Origin of the sequence: Chromobacterium indicum (assembly GCF_039708975.1) — a bacterium.
Classification (GTDB): Bacteria; Pseudomonadota; Gammaproteobacteria; order Burkholderiales; family Chromobacteriaceae; genus Chromobacterium; species Chromobacterium piscinae.
Map to the genome: position 1 here is coordinate 1 of NZ_JAYFSJ010000014.1, position 15102 is coordinate 15102.

Below are 15102 nucleotides of genomic sequence, written 5' to 3' on the forward strand. Positions count from 1 at the left end.
GCCTGTCCACCATCCGCGACGCCGACGCCATCGTCGTGCTCAACCACGGCCGCATCGCCGAATCCGGCGACCATGACGCGCTGATGCGGCACGGCGGCATCTACCACAAGCTCTACCTGCTGCAGCAGTTGCAGCCGGAGGAAGAAGACGCGTGAGCGGCCTGTTGATCGCCCTAGGCGGCTTGCCCGGCGTGGGCAAAACCACCATCGCCAGGCTGCTTGCCGGCAAGTTGGCCGCGACGCATCTGCGCATCGACACGATCGAGCAGGCGCTGCTGCGCGCCGGCAGCCTCGCCCAGATCGGCCCCGAAGGATATCTGGCCGCTTATGCGCTGGCGGCGGACAACCTGCGCCTGGGCCATATCGTCGTCGCCGACTCGGTCAATCCTCTCCCCATCACCCGGGAAGCCTGGCGCGCAACGGCCAAGGAAGCCGGCGCGCGCCTGCTGGAGGTGGAAATCGTCTGTTCGGACCAGACCGAGCAGCGAGCCCAGCTGGAGTCCCGCGCCGCCGACATCCCTGGCCACCGGCTGCCGGACTGGGAGACCGTGGTTCGCCGCAGCTATGAAACCTGGGATACCGCGGATTTGCGCATAGACGCCTGCTTGCTCGCCGCGGAGCAGGCGGCGGAACGGATTGCCGCCGAGATCGAAACAAGATGGCCGAAGTCCGCGGGATGACTAGCGGCCTGCGCGCCGACAGCGACCCGCATCTGGCGCGCTTCGTCGCCAAGTTGGCTAAAATAATCGCTTGAACCGGGCCGCGCCGCGGCCCTTTCCCATACCGGAGCTCCGATGCCACGCCCGCTCACCGTCGCCAGCCTGCTCTGCCTGTCGCTGGCCGCCCTGTCCTGCCATGCCGAAGACGGCAAGGATTTCGATCTGTCCATCAGCACCGAGCTGATGACGCGGCAAACGTCCTACGGCAACTCCTCGCGGCTGCAACCCAGCGTGGACCTGCAATACCGCACCCGTTTCGGCGCGCTCTATGTGCAGGATGGCGAAGGCGGCTGGGCGCTGCCGGCGCCCGCGGGATGGGTGTCGCTGGGCGTGGCCAACGAGCCGGCCTGGAGCCTGGGCGGCGGGGTGTCGCAGAGCCTGGCGCTGACGCGCTACGGCTTCGACCTGCCGCGCGACGGCAGCCTGTCCTTCGGCTACGCCAGCCGCATCGGCGACAGCCATCCCGGCCAGTTGCTGGTAGCCACGCTGGACGCGCCGCTGGGCGATTGGATGGGCCAGAAGTTTTCAGTGCTGGGCTGGGCCAGTCTGGCCAACCAGAAGCGCCGGCTGGGTTTGAATCACCATGACGACGGATCTGGCTGGCAGCTGGAGCAAAGCAATCTGTTGCTGGTGATGTCGCACCCACTCTCCCGCCACTGGACGCTGGACCTGGGCGCCGGCAGCCGCTGGGCGGCGGAAAACACCGGCGAGCATACCGCCGGCTGGCAGACGCTGCTGGGCTTCACCTGGAAACTGTGATGCGCTTCGATCCGCTGCCGGCCGAAGACTGCCTGATAGACAGCCACTGCCACCTGGACGCGCCGGAGCTGGCGCCGGACGTGGATGGCGTAGCGGCGCGCGCGCGCGCGGCGGGCGTCGGCCAGCTGCTGGTGCCGGCGGTGATGGCCGGCACCTTCGATGACGTGCTGGCGATGCGCGAGCGCTATGGCTGCTGGATCGCCTTCGGCCTGCATCCCATCTACCTGGACCGGCATCTTGACGAGCACCTGGCCCTGCTGGACGAGTACCTGGCGCGGCACGCGCCGGTCGCCGTCGGCGAGATCGGCCTGGATTTCTATCTGCCCGAACTGGACCCGGAACGGCAGGAGACGCTGCTGGTCGAACAGCTGAAGCTGGCCCGCAAACACAGCCTGCCGGTGGTGCTTCATGTGCGCCGCTCGGTGGACCGGGTGCTGAAATACTTGCGCGAGCAGAAGGTGGAATGCGGCATCGCCCATGCCTTCAACGGCAGCGAGCAACAGGCGCAAGCCTTCATCCGCCAGGGCTTCAAGCTGGGCTTCGGCGGCGCGATGACCTACAGCGGCTCGCGCCGCATCCGAGCGCTGGCCGCCACCCTGCCGCTCTCCAGCCTGGTGCTGGAAACCGACGCGCCGGACATCCGCCCAGAATACGCGCAGGACGCGCCGAACGAACCCTTCCAGCTGGCCCGTTTCGTCGAGGTGCTGGCCGGATTGCGCGGCATGGACACCGCGCAGCTGCGGCGCGCGCTGCGCGACAACACGCTGGCGGCGCTGGCCCTGCCCTGACGCGCTGGCAAACAAAAAGCCCCGGCGCGCAGCCGGGGCTTTGGTTTGTCACCGCGCGCGCCGGACTCAGGTGCGGAAACGCTGCAGGCAGGCGTCCAGCTCCTCGGACAAGCCGCTCAGCTCGGTGGCCAGCTTGCTGGCCTCGGTAGCAGCCTCGGTGGTCTGGCCGTTCATCTGGGCGATCTGCTCGACATTGCGCGCCACCGACTGACTGGCCAGGCTCTGCTCCTTGATCGCGTTGGCGATGTCGGCGATGCGCTGCACCGATTGCTGGGCCAGCTCGCGGATCTGGCCCAGCGCGTCGGCGACGCTGGAGGCGCTGACCACGCCGTTTTCGATGCGGCTGTTGGCCTGCTGCATGCTCTGGTAGGCGCGCTGAGTGTCGGCCAGCACGCCGTCGATGTGGCTGGAGATCTCGGTGGTGGCCTGACTGGTGCGTTCCGCCAGCTTGCGCACCTCGTCCGCCACCACCGCGAAGCCGCGGCCCATCTCGCCGGCGCGCGCCGCCTCGATCGCCGCGTTCAGCGCCAACAGATTGGTCTGCTCGGCGATGTCGTGGATGACGCGGACGATGTCGCTGATGTCGGACGAGCGCTGGTTCAAGCCGTCCATCACCGTCGCGGTCTCGGTGATGGTGCTGGCGATCTGGCGGATCTCGCCGGCCGCCTTCTGCGCCAGCTCGGTGCCGGCGCTGGCCTGCTCCATGGTCAGCCTCGCCTGGCGCTCGACGTCCTGGGTGCTGTCGGCCACCAGATTGATGCTGACCGACATCTGCTCGATCGCCGCCGCGCCGCTGGACGCCGCCTCCGACTGGTGAACGGAAGCCGACGACACGTGCTCGCTGACGCCGGACAGCTGTCCGGCCGCTTTCGCCAGGCTGGCGGAGTGTTGCTGCGACTCCTCGACAACCGACCTGACGCTGTCCACCAGCTTGCCCAGCGAGCCGCCGACGCTGCCCAACTCGTTCTGGCCGAAATCCGGCAACTGCAAGCGCAGATTGCGCTGGTCGGCCAGCTCCTGGCTGGCGTCGCGCATTTTCAGCAGCGGCTGGCGGATGGAGGAAATGATGTACCAGGCGAACAAGACGCCGACGCCCAGCGCGATGATGATCTCGGTCATCAACTGGCTGCGCACCGCGGTGGCGGTGGCGTCAATCTGGTCGTCCAGCAGGCCGACGGCGTCCGCCGCGGCCTTGGCCAGCTCCTCGGTCGCGCCTTCCATCTGGTGGATATTTTCCTTGTACTTGTCCAGCTCGTGGTTGGCGTCGGCGGTGGCGGTCAACTGCTTGGCCTCCACCTGGGCCGACACCTTGCCAAAACCGTCGGCGTAGCCGGCCAGCAACGTGCCGAGCTTGGCCAGCTTCTGGCTGGCGCCGTCGTCCAGCGGATGCGTGCCCGCCTGCTGGATCGACTTCTGCGCCCCGGCCAGCGCGTCCTTCCACTTGCCCAGATACTCGGCGCGCTTGGCGTCGCTGGAGATATTGATGAAATAGTCTTTCTCGAAGCGGCGCAAATTGCCCATGCCGCGCTGCAAATCGACGATGTCCGTGTAGAACACCAACTCGTGCGAGCTGACTTCCGCCACCCGCGTCGAAATCTTGTTCAAACCCAACTGCGTGAACACGCCGGTGAGAACCAGGGCTGCCAATAGCAGCCCGAAGCCGAGGGTAATCCTGGCCGCGATGGAAAAATTCCGCATTGTACTTCCCCACACCCGATGAGATGAAAGTGGCCGGACTGAGTCCGATCCGTTTTGTGCAGCGATTCTAGATGAGCGTCCCGTCGGCCTGCCAGCCGCGGCATTCTGAACGGCTAAGTTCACGCGATATCAGTGGCAAAAATCTCAAAAAAAAACCGGCATCATGGGATGCCGGTCTTCCTTGATTCTGGCGAGCCTCAGGCCTTGAGCTTCTTGAAGCTCCTGGCGTATCCCAATACACAGATGAAGAATAGTGTACTAATCAGGACTTCACACCATGCCAATCGCTGCGACAGGCCATGGTCGGCCCAGCCGCGCATCACGCCCTCGATGAAAAATCCCAGGATGAACATGCTCGACCACTGATAGGTATAGAGCCGCCCCGCCAGGATGCCGCGCAGCGGCAGCAGCAACAGCAAGGCCTTGAACGCCAGAAAGGAGCCGCCGGCGCGCAGCGGCGCCAGCCACAGCTCCCAGGCCAGCGTCAACGCGATCAGGGCGATCAGCGCGGCGGACGCGCCGGCGCGGCAGGCTTCGCGGCTCATGGCGCGCTCTCCGCCTGTTCGCGGGCGCGCGCCTTGCGCTCCAGCAGCGCCGCCACCAGCACCCCGGCCTCGAACAGCAGCCACAGCGGCACCGCCAGCATCGTTTGCGACAACACGTCCGGCGGCGTGACAATGGCCGCGACCACGAAAGCGCCGACGATCACATAAGGCCGCGCCTCGCGCAGCTTGGCTACCGTCACTACCCCCATCCGCGTCAACAACACCACCACCACCGGCACCTCGAACGTGGTGCCGAAAGCCAGGAACATGCCCAGGACGAAGGACAGGTACTTGTCGATGTCGGTCATCATGCTGACGCCGGCAGGCGTCACCGCCGACATGAAGTGGAACACCACCGGGAACACCAGGAAATAAGCGAAGGCCATGCCGGTGAGGAACAGCAAGAGGCTGGCCAGCACCAATGGCAGCACCAGCTTCTTCTCATGGCTGTACAGGCCGGGCGCGACAAAGGCCCAGATCTGGTACAGCGTGTTGGGCAGCGAAACCAGGAAGGCCACCAGCATGGTCACCTTCATCGGCACGAAGAAAGTGGACGTCACTTCGGTGGCGATCATGCTGCCGCCCTGCGGCAACGCGTCCAGCAACGGCTTGGCCAGCAGGTGGTAGATGTCGGATGACCAGTGGAACAGCCCCAGAAACGCCAGGGCGATGCCGAGCAGCGCGCGCACCAGCCGGGTGCGCAGCTCGATCAGGTGCGCGAGCAGCGGTTGTTCGTTCATTCGCGGGCTTGTGTTGCGGAAGGTTGGGAGGCGGGCCTGCTCGGCGAAGCGTCGTCGAACAGGTCCAGCTGGTTTTCGTCGCGCGGCGGGACATCGGCTGGCGCGGCCGGAGCCGCCTCGGGCGGATGCGCCTCGGCTTCATGAGCCTCGGCCTCCGCGTCCGGCGCAGGTCCGCCGTGTATCGTGCGCTCGGCCTCGTGGAAAGGCTCCGCCGCCTCATCGGCCAGCGCGCGCGCGTCGGCGGCGCCCTGGTCTATCGTGTCGCGGACCTGCTGCACCTCGGCCTCCAGCTGGCCGCGGAAGCTTTGCGCCGCCTCCTGCAGGTCTTGCCGGATGGAATCCAGCCCCTGCAGATTGGCTTGCTGCTGCATGTCCGCCTTCACATTGGCGACGAAGCGCTGGGCGCGGGCCAGCAACGCGCCGACGGTGCGCGCCACCGCGGGCAGACGCTCCGGGCCCAGCACCACCAGCGCCACCACGCCGATCAGGGCGAATTCGCCGAAACTGATGTCAAACACGCCGCGTCACCACGTCATTTCTTGTCGGCTTCGCCGTCAATGATGCGGCCGGCGTCCTTGGCCGGCGGCTGGCCTTCCTTGGCGCCTTCGTTCATGCCTTCCTTGAAGCCCTTGACCGCGTTGCCGAGGTCCTTGCCGATGCCGGGCAGCTTCCTGGTGCCGAACACCAATACCACGATCAGCAGCACGATCAGCCAATGCCAGATGCTCAGAGAACCCATTGTGACTCTTCCTTGATGAAAAAACGGGAGCCGCGCTCAGCCCTTGTGGCCGAACACATGCACGTGCAGATGGAATACTTCCTGGCCGCCCCCGCGGCCGGTGTTGATGCCGGTCTTGAAGCCGGACTCCAGGCCCTGCTCCTTGGCCAGCCGGGGCGCCAGCGTCAGGATCTTGCCCAGCACCGCCTCGTGCTCGGGGCCGCAATGGGCCAGCGAGTCGACGTGGCGCTTGGGAATGATCATGAAATGCACCGGCGCGATCGGACGGATGTCGTGGAAGGCCAGCACGTCGTCGTCTTCGTAAACCTTGTTGGCGGGAATCTGGCCCGCCACGATCTTGCAGAAAAGGCAATCGCTCATCGTGAGTGTTCCGTCATTCAGGCTGTGGGTTTGCGCGCGGCCTTCTCGTCCAGGCCGGAAATGCCCTCGCGGCGATGCAGCTCCATCACCACGTCTTCCGGGCGCAGGCCATGATATGTCAACAGCACCATGGTATGGAACCACAAGTCGGCCACTTCGCGCACCAGATGCAGCTTGTCCTTGTCCTTGGACGCCATCAGCGTCTCGGCCGCCTCTTCCGCCACCTTCTTCAGGATGGCGTCTTCGCCCTTATGGAACAGCGAAGCCACGTAGGACGATTGCGGCGCCGCCTCGCGCCGGGCTTCCAGCGTATCGGCTATGTTCTTCAACACGTCCGGGGTCATATCCTTATCCTTTCGAGCCCTGTTCAGGCTCTGATGCCCGCCAGCCTTCCAGTATACGGCGCGGGCATGACATTCTGGCAAAACCGGTCCGCCATTGTAACCCGGCCGGCGGCGCCGGCGTTGACCGGCCGCAATTCAGGGATGGTAGATCGCGTGCGGGTCTTTCAGCACCGCGTCCACCGTCGTCCAGCCGCCGTTCTCGAAACGGCGGTAGAAACAACTCTCCCGTCCGGTGTGACAGGCGATGCCGCCGATTTGTTCGATCTGCATCACGATCACGTCGCCGTCGCAATCCAGGCGCAGCTCCTTGACGTGCTGCAGATGGCCGGACTCCTCGCCCTTCTTCCACAGCTTTTGCCGCGAGCGGCTCCAGTAGTGGGCGATGCCGGTGTCGGCGGTCAGCTGCAGGCTTTCGCGGCTCATCCACGCCACCATCAGCACCCGGCCGCTGGCCGCGTCCTGGGCGATGGCGGTCACCAGGCCCTTGTCGTCCCACTTCACTTCGTCCAGCCAGCTCATAGCCTCACCTCGATGCCGGCGGCGCGCATCGCCTGCTTGGCTTCCGTCACCGTGTATTCGCCGAAGTGGAAGATGCTGGCCGCCAGCACCGCGTCGGCGTGGCCTTCCTTCACCCCGTCGACCAGATGCTGCAGATTGCCGACGCCGCCGGAGGCGATGACGGGGATGTTGACCGCGTCGGACACCGCGCGCGTCAGCGGCAGGTTGAAGCCAACCTTGGTTCCATCGCGGTCCATGCTGGTGAGCAGGATTTCGCCGGCGCCCAGCACCTGCATCTTGCGCGCCCATTCGACGGCGTCCAGCCCGGTGCGGTTGCGGCCGCCATGGGTGAAGATTTCCCAGCGGTCGTTCTCCGGCGTCACCGCCTTCGCGTCCAGCGCGACGACGATGCACTGGTTGCCGAAGTGATCGGACGCCTCGCGGACGAACTCGGGATTCGTCACCGCCGCGGTATTGATGCTGACCTTGTCGGCGCCGGCGTTGAGCAGGCGGCGGATGTCGGCGACGCTGCGCACGCCGCCGCCGACGGTCAGCGGGATGAACACCTGCTCGGCCACCGCCTCAATGACGTGCAGGATGATGTCGCGCTGGTCGGAGCTTGCGGTGATGTCGAGGAAAGTCAGTTCATCGGCGCCCTGCTCGTTGTAGCGGCGGGCGATCTCCACCGGGTCGCCCGCGTCGCGCAGGCCCAGGAAGTTGACGCCCTTGACCACGCGGCCGGCGGTCACGTCCAGACAGGGGATGATGCGTTTGGCAAGCATGTGCGTTTCCAGAAAGCTTCAGGCGCGCCGAAGCGGCGGGACATGCCCGCCGCTTCCACGCGGTCAGCCGGCTCAGCCGGCCAGTTCGTCCGCCAGCGTCTGCGCGGCGGCGAAATCGATGCTGCCCTCGTAGATGGCGCGGCCGGTGACCGCTCCCTCCACGCCCTCGTCCGCCACCGCGCACAGCGCGCGGATGTCGTCGAGGTTGGTCAGTCCGCCGGAGGCGATCACCGGGATGGTCAGCGCCTGCGCCAGCTTGACGGTGGCGTCGATGTTGACGCCGGTCATCATGCCGTCGCGGCCGATGTCGGTGTAGATCACCGAGTTGACGCCATAGTCCTCGAAGCGCTTGGCCAGATCGATCACATTATGGTTGGTGATCTTGGCCCAGCCGTCGATCGCCACCATGCCGTCCTTGGCGTCCAGGCCGACGATGACCTGGCCGGGGAAGGCGTCGCAGGCGTCGTGCAGGAAGCCCGGCGTCTTGACCGCGGCGGTGCCGATGATCACATAGGACAGGCCCATGTCGAGGTAGGCCTCGATGGTGTCCAGATCGCGGATGCCGCCGCCCAGCTGCACCGGCATGTCGGTGCCGACCTCGCCGAGGATGTCGCGGATCACCGACAGGTTTTTCGGCTTGCCGGCGAAGGCGCCGTTCAAGTCCACCAGATGCAGGCGTCGCGCGCCCTGGTCGCGCCAGTGGGCGGCAACCTTGACCGGATCGTCGGAAAAAATGGTGGCGTCGTCCATCGCGCCCTGTCTCAGGCGTACGCATTGACCGTCTTTCAGGTCTATCGCGGGTATCAGCAGCATGGTGCTAGGTGTATTCGTAAGTTAAACATTGCCGTCCCAGACCAGGAAGTTCTTCATCATCTGAAGGCCGGCCCGGTGGCTCTTTTCGGTGTGAAACTGCGTGGCGAATATGTTGCCACGCCCGACGATGCAAGCAAACCGCTGCGGATAATCGCTTTCCGCGAGCGTCAGCGCCGCGTCGGCCGGCGCGAAATGGTAACTGTGGACGAAATAGAAGCGCTCGCCGTCGGCGATGCCCGCGAACAAAGGGTGGGACCGGGTCTGGTAAACCTGGTTCCAGCCCATGTGCGGCACCTTCAGCCGCTCGCCGCCGGCGACGAGATCGTCGGCGAAACGCCGCACGTCGCCCGGGAACAGGCCCAGGCCGGCGGTGTCGCCTTCCTCGCTATGTTCGAACAATAGCTGCGCGCCGACGCAGATTCCAAAAAACGGCTTGCTCTGCGTGGTTTCACGCACCGCCTCGGCCAGGCCGTGGCGGTTCAGCTCGCGCATGCAGTCGGGCATCGCGCCCTGGCCGGGGAAGACCACCTTGTCGGCCTTCACCACCGCTTCCGGGTCGCGGGTCAGGAAAATATCGGCGCCGTTTTCGTTGGCGGCCTGCAGGGACTTCAGCACCGAGTGCAGATTGCCCATGCCGTAATCAATCACTGCAACCTTCATGCCGACAGCGTCCCTTTGGTGGACGGCGTGATGCCGGCCATGCGCTCATCGTGCTCGCAAGCCATGCGCAGCGCGCGGCCGAAAGCCTTGAAGATGGTCTCGGCCTGATGGTGGCTGTTGTGGCCGCGCAGATTGTCGATGTGCAGGGTAACCATGCTGTGGTTGACGAAGCCGTGGAAGAATTCGGAGAACAGGTCCACATCGAACTGGCCGATGCTGGCGCGGGTGTAGTCGACGTTGTAGGCCAGGCCCGGGCGGCCGGACAGGTCGATCACCACCCGGCTCAGCGCCTCGTCCAGCGGCACGTAGGCGTGGCCGTAGCGGCGGATGCCCTTCTTGTCGCCGATGGCTTTGGCGAAAGCCTGGCCCAGCGTGATGCCGATGTCTTCCACCGTGTGGTGGGCGTCGATATGCAGGTCGCCCACCGCCTTGACGTCCAGGTCGATCAGGCCGTGGCGGGCGATCTGGTCCATCATGTGGTCGAGGAAGGGCACGCCGGTTTCAAAGCGGCCGACGCCGGTGCCGTCCAGATTCAGGCTGACGGTGATCTGGGTTTCCAGCGTGTTGCGAGTGACGGTTGCGGTTCTCATTGCGGCTTCAGGCGAAAAAACGTTGGATGGCGGACAGCAGCGCGGCGTTTTCGTCCGGGCTGCCCACGGTCAGGCGCAGGCAGTTCGCCAGCAGCGAGTGGCTGCCGTGCAGTTGCTTGATCAGGATGCCGGACGCCTTCAAGTGCTGGAACAGGGCCGGCGCGTCCGGCGCGCGGACGGTGACGAAATTGGCCTCGGACGGAAACGCCGCCAACTGAGGCAAGGCGGCCAGCGCCGCCGACAGTTTCGCGCGCTCGGCGCGCAGCTCGGCCGCCTGGCGGTTGAACACGTCCAGATGCTTCAGGGCGAAACGGGCGGCGGCGAGGGTCAGCACATTGACGTTGTACGGCGGCCGCACCTTGTTCAATTCATTGATCCACGCCGGGCTGGCCGCCGCATAGCCGAGGCGGATGCCGGCCAGGCCCAGCTTGGACAGCGTGCGCATCACCAGCAGATTGTCCAGCTCGCCGGCCAGGTCCATGAAGCTGTCGGAGGCGAAGCTCTGATAGGCCTCGTCCACCACCACCAGCCCCGGCGCGGCGCGGCAGATCGCCATCACCTCGTCGCGGGCGTAGCGCGGACCAGTGGGATTGTTGGGGTAGGACACGAACACCACCGCCGGCTGCTCGCGCTCGATGGCGGCGAGCGTGACCGGCAGATCCAGCGTGAAATCACCGCTCAGCGGCACGCCGACGTACTGCAGGCCGGAGAACAGCGCGTTCATCTTGTACATCACGAACGATGGCTCCAGCGCCAACAGCTTGGCGCCGGGACGCGCCAGCGCCTGGGTGACCAGCGTGATCAGCTCGTCCGACCCGTTGCCCAGCACGACGTCGGCCGCAGCGGGAATGGCGAAGGCGGCGCGCAGATCGTCTTTCAGGCCGCCGCCGTTGGCGTCCGGATAGCGATTCAGCGCCACCTGGGCCAGCTCGGCGGCCAGTTCATGCTGCAGCTCGACCGGCAGCGGCCACGGGTTTTCCATCGCGTCCAGCTTGATGAAGCCGGAGGCGTCGGCCACGTGGTAGGCCCCGATGGCGGCGATCTCGGGCCGCACCAGTTGTTGCACAGTCAGTTTCATGTCTCTTTCTCGCCCCTTGCCGGCCGCGCGGCGCGCGCCAGGCCGGAACGTCCATCCTACAAGTTTCGCCGGTTTTGGGCTACTCGACCCAATGCGCCTTGCGCGCCACCTGCGGCGGCAGCGACAGGCCGGAACGCGCCAGTTCGCTGCGACTGAACAGATATTCGCCTTCCGACGGCGTGACCGGGAACAATGAGGACAGGCTGCGGTTCTCGAACAGCATCGCCTGCGCCATCCGCGCAGCCTCCAGCCCCTGCTCGCGCCCGGTCAGCACCCGGCCGCCTATGGCCTTGCCCTTGCCTACCGCGAAATTCCAGAACGCGAACATCGGCAATTTGCTGTTGGCCGCGGTCCAGCGCATCACTTCGTCGCTAGGCACGACCTTGCCGTTGTCGTCGCGCAGCGTGAAATACAGTCCTACCCAGATCGCCTGGTAGCGCTGCGGCGCCTGCAGGACACGCTGCTGCCACTCGGCGAAGGTGTAGGGCAGCGCGATGTCGACGTCTATGCCGCCCAGCCGGATGTTGTCCCGGCCGACGAAGGCTTCGTCGCGGATGATGCGCGAAGTCAAGTCGCTGTCGAACAGGGCCAGCGCGCGCTTCAAGCCGGGCACCATGCGCCCCAGCTCGAAAATATTGCGCAGGATCAGCGGCCGCTCCAGCACGCCGCTGATATTGCTCGGCGTGGACTGGAAATAGTTGCGCGGATTGTTGTTGATGCCAAGATAGATGACCGGAACGCCGGCCTCGGCCAGCTTGCTCCCCACCAGTTGTAACGCGGCATCGTCGCCAACGATGACAAGATCGGGCTGGAACGCGGCGATGCGCTTGCGCGCCTCCTCAGCCCGGATCAGCACTTGCTCGCGCGGCAGGCGCTTGCTGTCCAGCGTGTACACCGCCAGTTCGCACCGTCCGGACAGCTTTTCGTACAGCGCCGCGCGGTAGTCATGATCCCACTGGTAATCGCTGTGATAACTCTCCAGCAGGAACACCTTCTTTTCCGCGCCGAACGCGGACGCGGCCAAGCACAGCAGGCCAACCGCCAGCCACACGCCTATCCTCGCCATCGCTCCCACTCCTCCGCCGGCCTTGCCAGCTTTCAGGGTAGAGGACCGCGCGGAAATGCCCTAGCCCGGCTTCCCATCCTCCAGCCGCAGCTCGGCGGCGCGGGCATGCGCGGTCAGGCCTTCGCCGTGCGCCAGCAGGCTGGCGATGCGGCCCAACTTCTGCGCGCCCGCCTGCGACACGCGGATCAGGCTGCTGCGCTTCTGGAAGTCGTAGACGCCCAGCGGGCTGGCGAAACGCGCGGTGCGGCTGGTCGGCAGCACGTGGTTCGGACCGGCGCAATAGTCGCCCAGGCTTTCCGAGGTGAAGCGACCCATGAAGATGGCGCCGGCGTGGCGCAGCTGCGGCAGCAGCGCGTCCGGATCGGCCACCGACAGCTCCAGGTGCTCCGGAGCGATGTAATTGCAGATCTCACAGGCCTCGGCCAGGTTCGCCACCTGGATCAGCGCGCCGCGGTTGCCCAGGCTGGCTTCGATGATGGCGCGGCGCGGCATGGACGGCATGAGCTTCTGGATGCTGGCCTCCACCTGCTCGATGTAATCGGCTGACGGACACAGCAGGATGGCCTGGGCGATCTCGTCATGCTCGGCCTGGCTGAACAGGTCCATCGCCACCCAGTCAGGCGGCGTGTCGCCGTCGCAGATCACCAGGATCTCCGACGGGCCGGCCACCATGTCGATGCCGACCACGCCGAACACCCGGCGCTTGGCGGCGGCGACGTAGGCGTTGCCCGGGCCGGTGATCTTGTCCACCTGCGGCACGGTCTCGGTGCCGTAGGCCAGCGCGGCCACCGCCTGGGCGCCGCCGCAGGTGAACACCTTGTCGACGCCGGCGATGTAGGCCGCGGCCAGCACCAGGTCGTTGCGCTCGCCGCCCGGCGTCGGCACCACCATGATGATTTCGCCGACGCCGGCCACCTTGGCCGGCAGCGCGTTCATCAGCACCGAGCTCGGGTATGCGGCTTTGCCGCCCGGCACGTAGATGCCGACGCGGTCCAGCGCCGTCACCTGCTGGCCCAGCAAGGTGCCGTCTTCGTCCTCATAGCTCCAGGAATGCGCCAGTTGCTTCTCGTGGTAGCGGCGCACGCGGTCGGCGGCGGCGGACAGCGCGTCGCGCACATCGGCCGGCAAACGTCCCCACGCGGCTTCCAGCTGCTCGCGGCTGAGCGTCAGGTCGGCCATGCCCGCCGCCTGCATGCGGTCGAAACGGTTGGTGTACTCCACCAGCGCCGCGTCGCCGCGATGATGGACATCGGCGCAGATGGACGCCACGGCGGCGTCGACTGCGGGGTCCTGCGCGGTTTCGAAGGCCAGCAGCGCTTTCAGGCGCGCGGCGAAGTCGGGCTGGGAGGAGGACAGTTTCAACATGATGATTCTCTGATGCTTGGAGCTTGAAGAATGGGCAACGCCGGCCGCCGGCAATCGGTTGACCGGCGGAGCGTCATGAGTTGGAAACGGTCAGGCCGGCACGGCGCCGGCGAAAGCGTCCAGCACCGGCTGGATCGCGTCGTATTTGAGCTTCAGCGCGGCCTGGTTCACCACCAGGCGCGAGCTGATGTCGATGATGTGCTCGACCGCCTCCAGCTTATTGGCGCGCAGCGTGCCGCCGGTGGACACCAGGTCGACGATGGCGTCGGCCAGGCCAACCAACGGCGCCAGCTCCATCGAGCCGTACAGCTTGATGATGTCGACGTGCACGCCCTTCTTGGCGAAATGCTCGCGGGCGATCTGCGGATATTTGGTGGCAATCTTCAGCCGCGCGCCGCGGCGCACCGCCGCGTCGTAATCGAAGCCTTCCTGCACCGCCACCATCATCTTGCATTTGGCGATGTTGAGGTCCAGCGGCTGGTACAGGCCGGCGCCGCCATGCTCGATCAGCACGTCGCGGCCGGCGATGCCGAGATCGGCCGCGCCGTACTGCACATAGGTGGGCACGTCGGACGCGCGCACGATCACCAGTTGCACGTCCGGGTGGTTGGTGCCGATGATCAGCTTGCGCGAGGATTCCGGGTTTTCCGCCGGCACGATGCCGGCAGCCGCCAGCAAGGGCAGCGTTTCTTCAAAGATGCGGCCCTTGGACAGGGCAATGGTCAGCTTCATGATGTTCTACTGCGAAAAGGATTTCGATAAGTCCGGTCAACCCACCATCGCGCGGCGTTCGCGCTCGAGGAAGCCGACATAACGCTGGATGATGGTTTCCATCGGCGGCGTCAGGTTGAGATAGGAGCATCCCACCCGCATCGCCTCGTTGCCGTTGCGCATCCGCGCGGTCAGGCGGTGGCGCACCTCGACGCCCAGCGAGAGCGTGCCGAACGGTTTCAGATCGATCGAGCACTGGCGGTACTGCTGGCCGATGTCGAAGCCTGGCGTATCTACGCCCGGCAGCCACAGGCTCAGGCCGCCCAGGCTGATGTCGAACAACGCGAGATCGATCTCCCGCTGGCCGAAATCGCTGATATGGCAAAAAATCGGCTGGCCCAGCGGCGTCTGAATGCGGAAAAACTCGCGCCGCTGCAGCTTGATCACCTGCTCCGGCAGCCGGCACTGGAAGGCCGGCCGGTTGTCCACCATCACCCGGCTGATCTGGCCAGTGACAAACTGGGTCTTGACGCCCTCGGGAGAACAGACGAAGACATTGCGCTCGCTGTTCAGAACCTGGGCATTGGTTTCTTCCTCTGCGCCCCAGTCGAAAACGAAAACGCCGGCCTGGTAATCCACCTCCAACAGCCGGGTCAGAATGAAGTTTTTACCCTTGTTGGCAAAAACCGTCACCATATGACCGTGCTTGGCGATATTGGTCAGATGCTGCGCGATCTCGGTCGGCGAGCTCAGGGTGAACTTGGCCAGATCCAGCGGCTGATGCGAACTTGCCGGCATGGCTGGCGTATTGTCGTTGCTCACGATATTCCGGCCTTCATGTCTGCGGG

General features: G+C 65.7%; 20 protein-coding genes. 3 read left to right on the top strand and 17 right to left on the bottom strand.

Annotated features, from left to right (window positions below; all coding sequences use genetic code 11):
- The first annotated feature begins 151 nt into the window (after positions 1-151).
- From VA599_RS18065 to VA599_RS18075, 3 genes are all read left to right on the top strand, one after another.
- Positions 152-679, top strand: coding sequence for a P-loop nucleotide/nucleoside kinase family protein (locus tag VA599_RS18065; protein ID WP_346789882.1), 528 nt, complete (start codon positions 152-154; stop codon positions 677-679).
- A 114-nt stretch (positions 680-793) separates the two neighbouring features.
- Positions 794-1477, top strand: a complete 684-nt coding sequence (locus VA599_RS18070; protein WP_346789883.1) for a hypothetical protein — start codon at positions 794-796, stop codon at positions 1475-1477.
- Complete coding sequence (locus VA599_RS18075) at positions 1477-2265, top strand: TatD family hydrolase (RefSeq protein WP_346789884.1); 789 nt, start codon at positions 1477-1479, stop codon at positions 2263-2265. The genes VA599_RS18070 and VA599_RS18075 overlap by 1 nt, the downstream gene beginning before the upstream one ends.
- Positions 2266-2331: 66 nt before the next feature.
- Here the strand turns inward: VA599_RS18075 and VA599_RS18080 are convergent, their stop codons facing one another.
- From VA599_RS18080 to VA599_RS18160, 17 genes are all read right to left on the bottom strand, one after another.
- Positions 2332-3963 (bottom strand): methyl-accepting chemotaxis protein, encoded by a 1632-nt coding sequence (locus VA599_RS18080; protein ID WP_021478420.1) that lies wholly within the window; start codon positions 3961-3963, stop codon positions 2332-2334.
- A 197-nt stretch (positions 3964-4160) separates the two neighbouring features.
- On the bottom strand, positions 4161-4508 hold the full coding sequence (locus VA599_RS18085) for a DUF2069 domain-containing protein (protein ID WP_021478419.1): 348 nt from the start codon (positions 4506-4508) through the stop codon (positions 4161-4163).
- Positions 4505-5248: a twin-arginine translocase subunit TatC gene (gene tatC / locus VA599_RS18090; protein WP_021478418.1), complete on the bottom strand. Its 744-nt coding sequence runs from the start codon at positions 5246-5248 to the stop codon at positions 4505-4507. Before tatC ends, VA599_RS18085 begins: the two co-directional genes overlap by 4 nt.
- On the bottom strand, positions 5245-5766 hold the full coding sequence (tatB, locus tag VA599_RS18095) for a Sec-independent protein translocase protein TatB (protein ID WP_104945514.1): 522 nt from the start codon (positions 5764-5766) through the stop codon (positions 5245-5247). Before tatB ends, tatC begins: the two co-directional genes overlap by 4 nt.
- Before the next feature lie 14 nt (positions 5767-5780).
- Positions 5781-5987, bottom strand: a complete 207-nt coding sequence (tatA, locus tag VA599_RS18100) for a Sec-independent protein translocase subunit TatA (protein ID WP_021478416.1) — start codon at positions 5985-5987, stop codon at positions 5781-5783.
- 36 nt (positions 5988-6023) lie between these two features.
- Positions 6024-6347, bottom strand: coding sequence for a histidine triad nucleotide-binding protein (locus tag VA599_RS18105; protein WP_021478415.1), 324 nt, complete (start codon positions 6345-6347; stop codon positions 6024-6026).
- 17 nt (positions 6348-6364) lie between these two features.
- Positions 6365-6691 (bottom strand): phosphoribosyl-ATP diphosphatase, encoded by a 327-nt coding sequence (locus VA599_RS18110; protein WP_021478414.1) that lies wholly within the window; start codon positions 6689-6691, stop codon positions 6365-6367.
- A gap of 135 nt (positions 6692-6826) precedes the next feature.
- Positions 6827-7210, bottom strand: a complete 384-nt coding sequence (hisI, locus tag VA599_RS18115) for a phosphoribosyl-AMP cyclohydrolase (protein WP_021478413.1) — start codon at positions 7208-7210, stop codon at positions 6827-6829.
- Positions 7207-7971: an imidazole glycerol phosphate synthase subunit HisF gene (gene hisF, locus VA599_RS18120; RefSeq protein WP_346789886.1), complete on the bottom strand. Its 765-nt coding sequence runs from the start codon at positions 7969-7971 to the stop codon at positions 7207-7209. The genes hisI and hisF overlap by 4 nt, the downstream gene beginning before the upstream one ends.
- A gap of 72 nt (positions 7972-8043) precedes the next feature.
- Positions 8044-8784: a 1-(5-phosphoribosyl)-5-[(5-phosphoribosylamino)methylideneamino]imidazole-4-carboxamide isomerase gene (gene hisA / locus VA599_RS18125; protein WP_021478411.1), complete on the bottom strand. Its 741-nt coding sequence runs from the start codon at positions 8782-8784 to the stop codon at positions 8044-8046.
- Positions 8785-8805: 21 nt separating this feature from the next.
- Positions 8806-9444 carry an imidazole glycerol phosphate synthase subunit HisH gene (gene hisH, locus VA599_RS18130; RefSeq protein WP_021478410.1) on the bottom strand — a complete coding sequence of 213 codons (639 nt, stop codon included), beginning with the start codon at positions 9442-9444 and terminating at the stop codon, positions 8806-8808.
- Positions 9441-10034 (bottom strand): imidazoleglycerol-phosphate dehydratase HisB, encoded by a 594-nt coding sequence (hisB, locus tag VA599_RS18135; RefSeq protein WP_021478409.1) that lies wholly within the window; start codon positions 10032-10034, stop codon positions 9441-9443. Before hisB ends, hisH begins: the two co-directional genes overlap by 4 nt.
- Before the next feature lie 7 nt (positions 10035-10041).
- Entirely contained in the window at positions 10042-11112 is a 1071-nt protein-coding gene (hisC, locus tag VA599_RS18140; protein ID WP_346789887.1) for a histidinol-phosphate transaminase, read from the bottom strand.
- 79 nt (positions 11113-11191) lie between these two features.
- Positions 11192-12178 carry an ABC transporter substrate-binding protein gene (locus tag VA599_RS18145; protein ID WP_021478407.1) on the bottom strand — a complete coding sequence of 329 codons (987 nt, stop codon included), beginning with the start codon at positions 12176-12178 and terminating at the stop codon, positions 11192-11194.
- A 60-nt stretch (positions 12179-12238) separates the two neighbouring features.
- Positions 12239-13543, bottom strand: a complete 1305-nt coding sequence (gene hisD / locus VA599_RS18150; protein WP_346789888.1) for a histidinol dehydrogenase — start codon at positions 13541-13543, stop codon at positions 12239-12241.
- Between the two features lie 90 nt (positions 13544-13633).
- A complete protein-coding gene (gene hisG / locus VA599_RS18155; protein ID WP_021478405.1) occupies positions 13634-14275 on the bottom strand; it encodes an ATP phosphoribosyltransferase in 642 nt (213 codons plus the stop codon).
- 36 nt (positions 14276-14311) lie between these two features.
- A complete protein-coding gene (locus VA599_RS18160) occupies positions 14312-15076 on the bottom strand; it encodes a flagellar brake protein (protein WP_235047877.1) in 765 nt (254 codons plus the stop codon).
- Positions 15077-15102 lie beyond the last annotated feature (26 nt).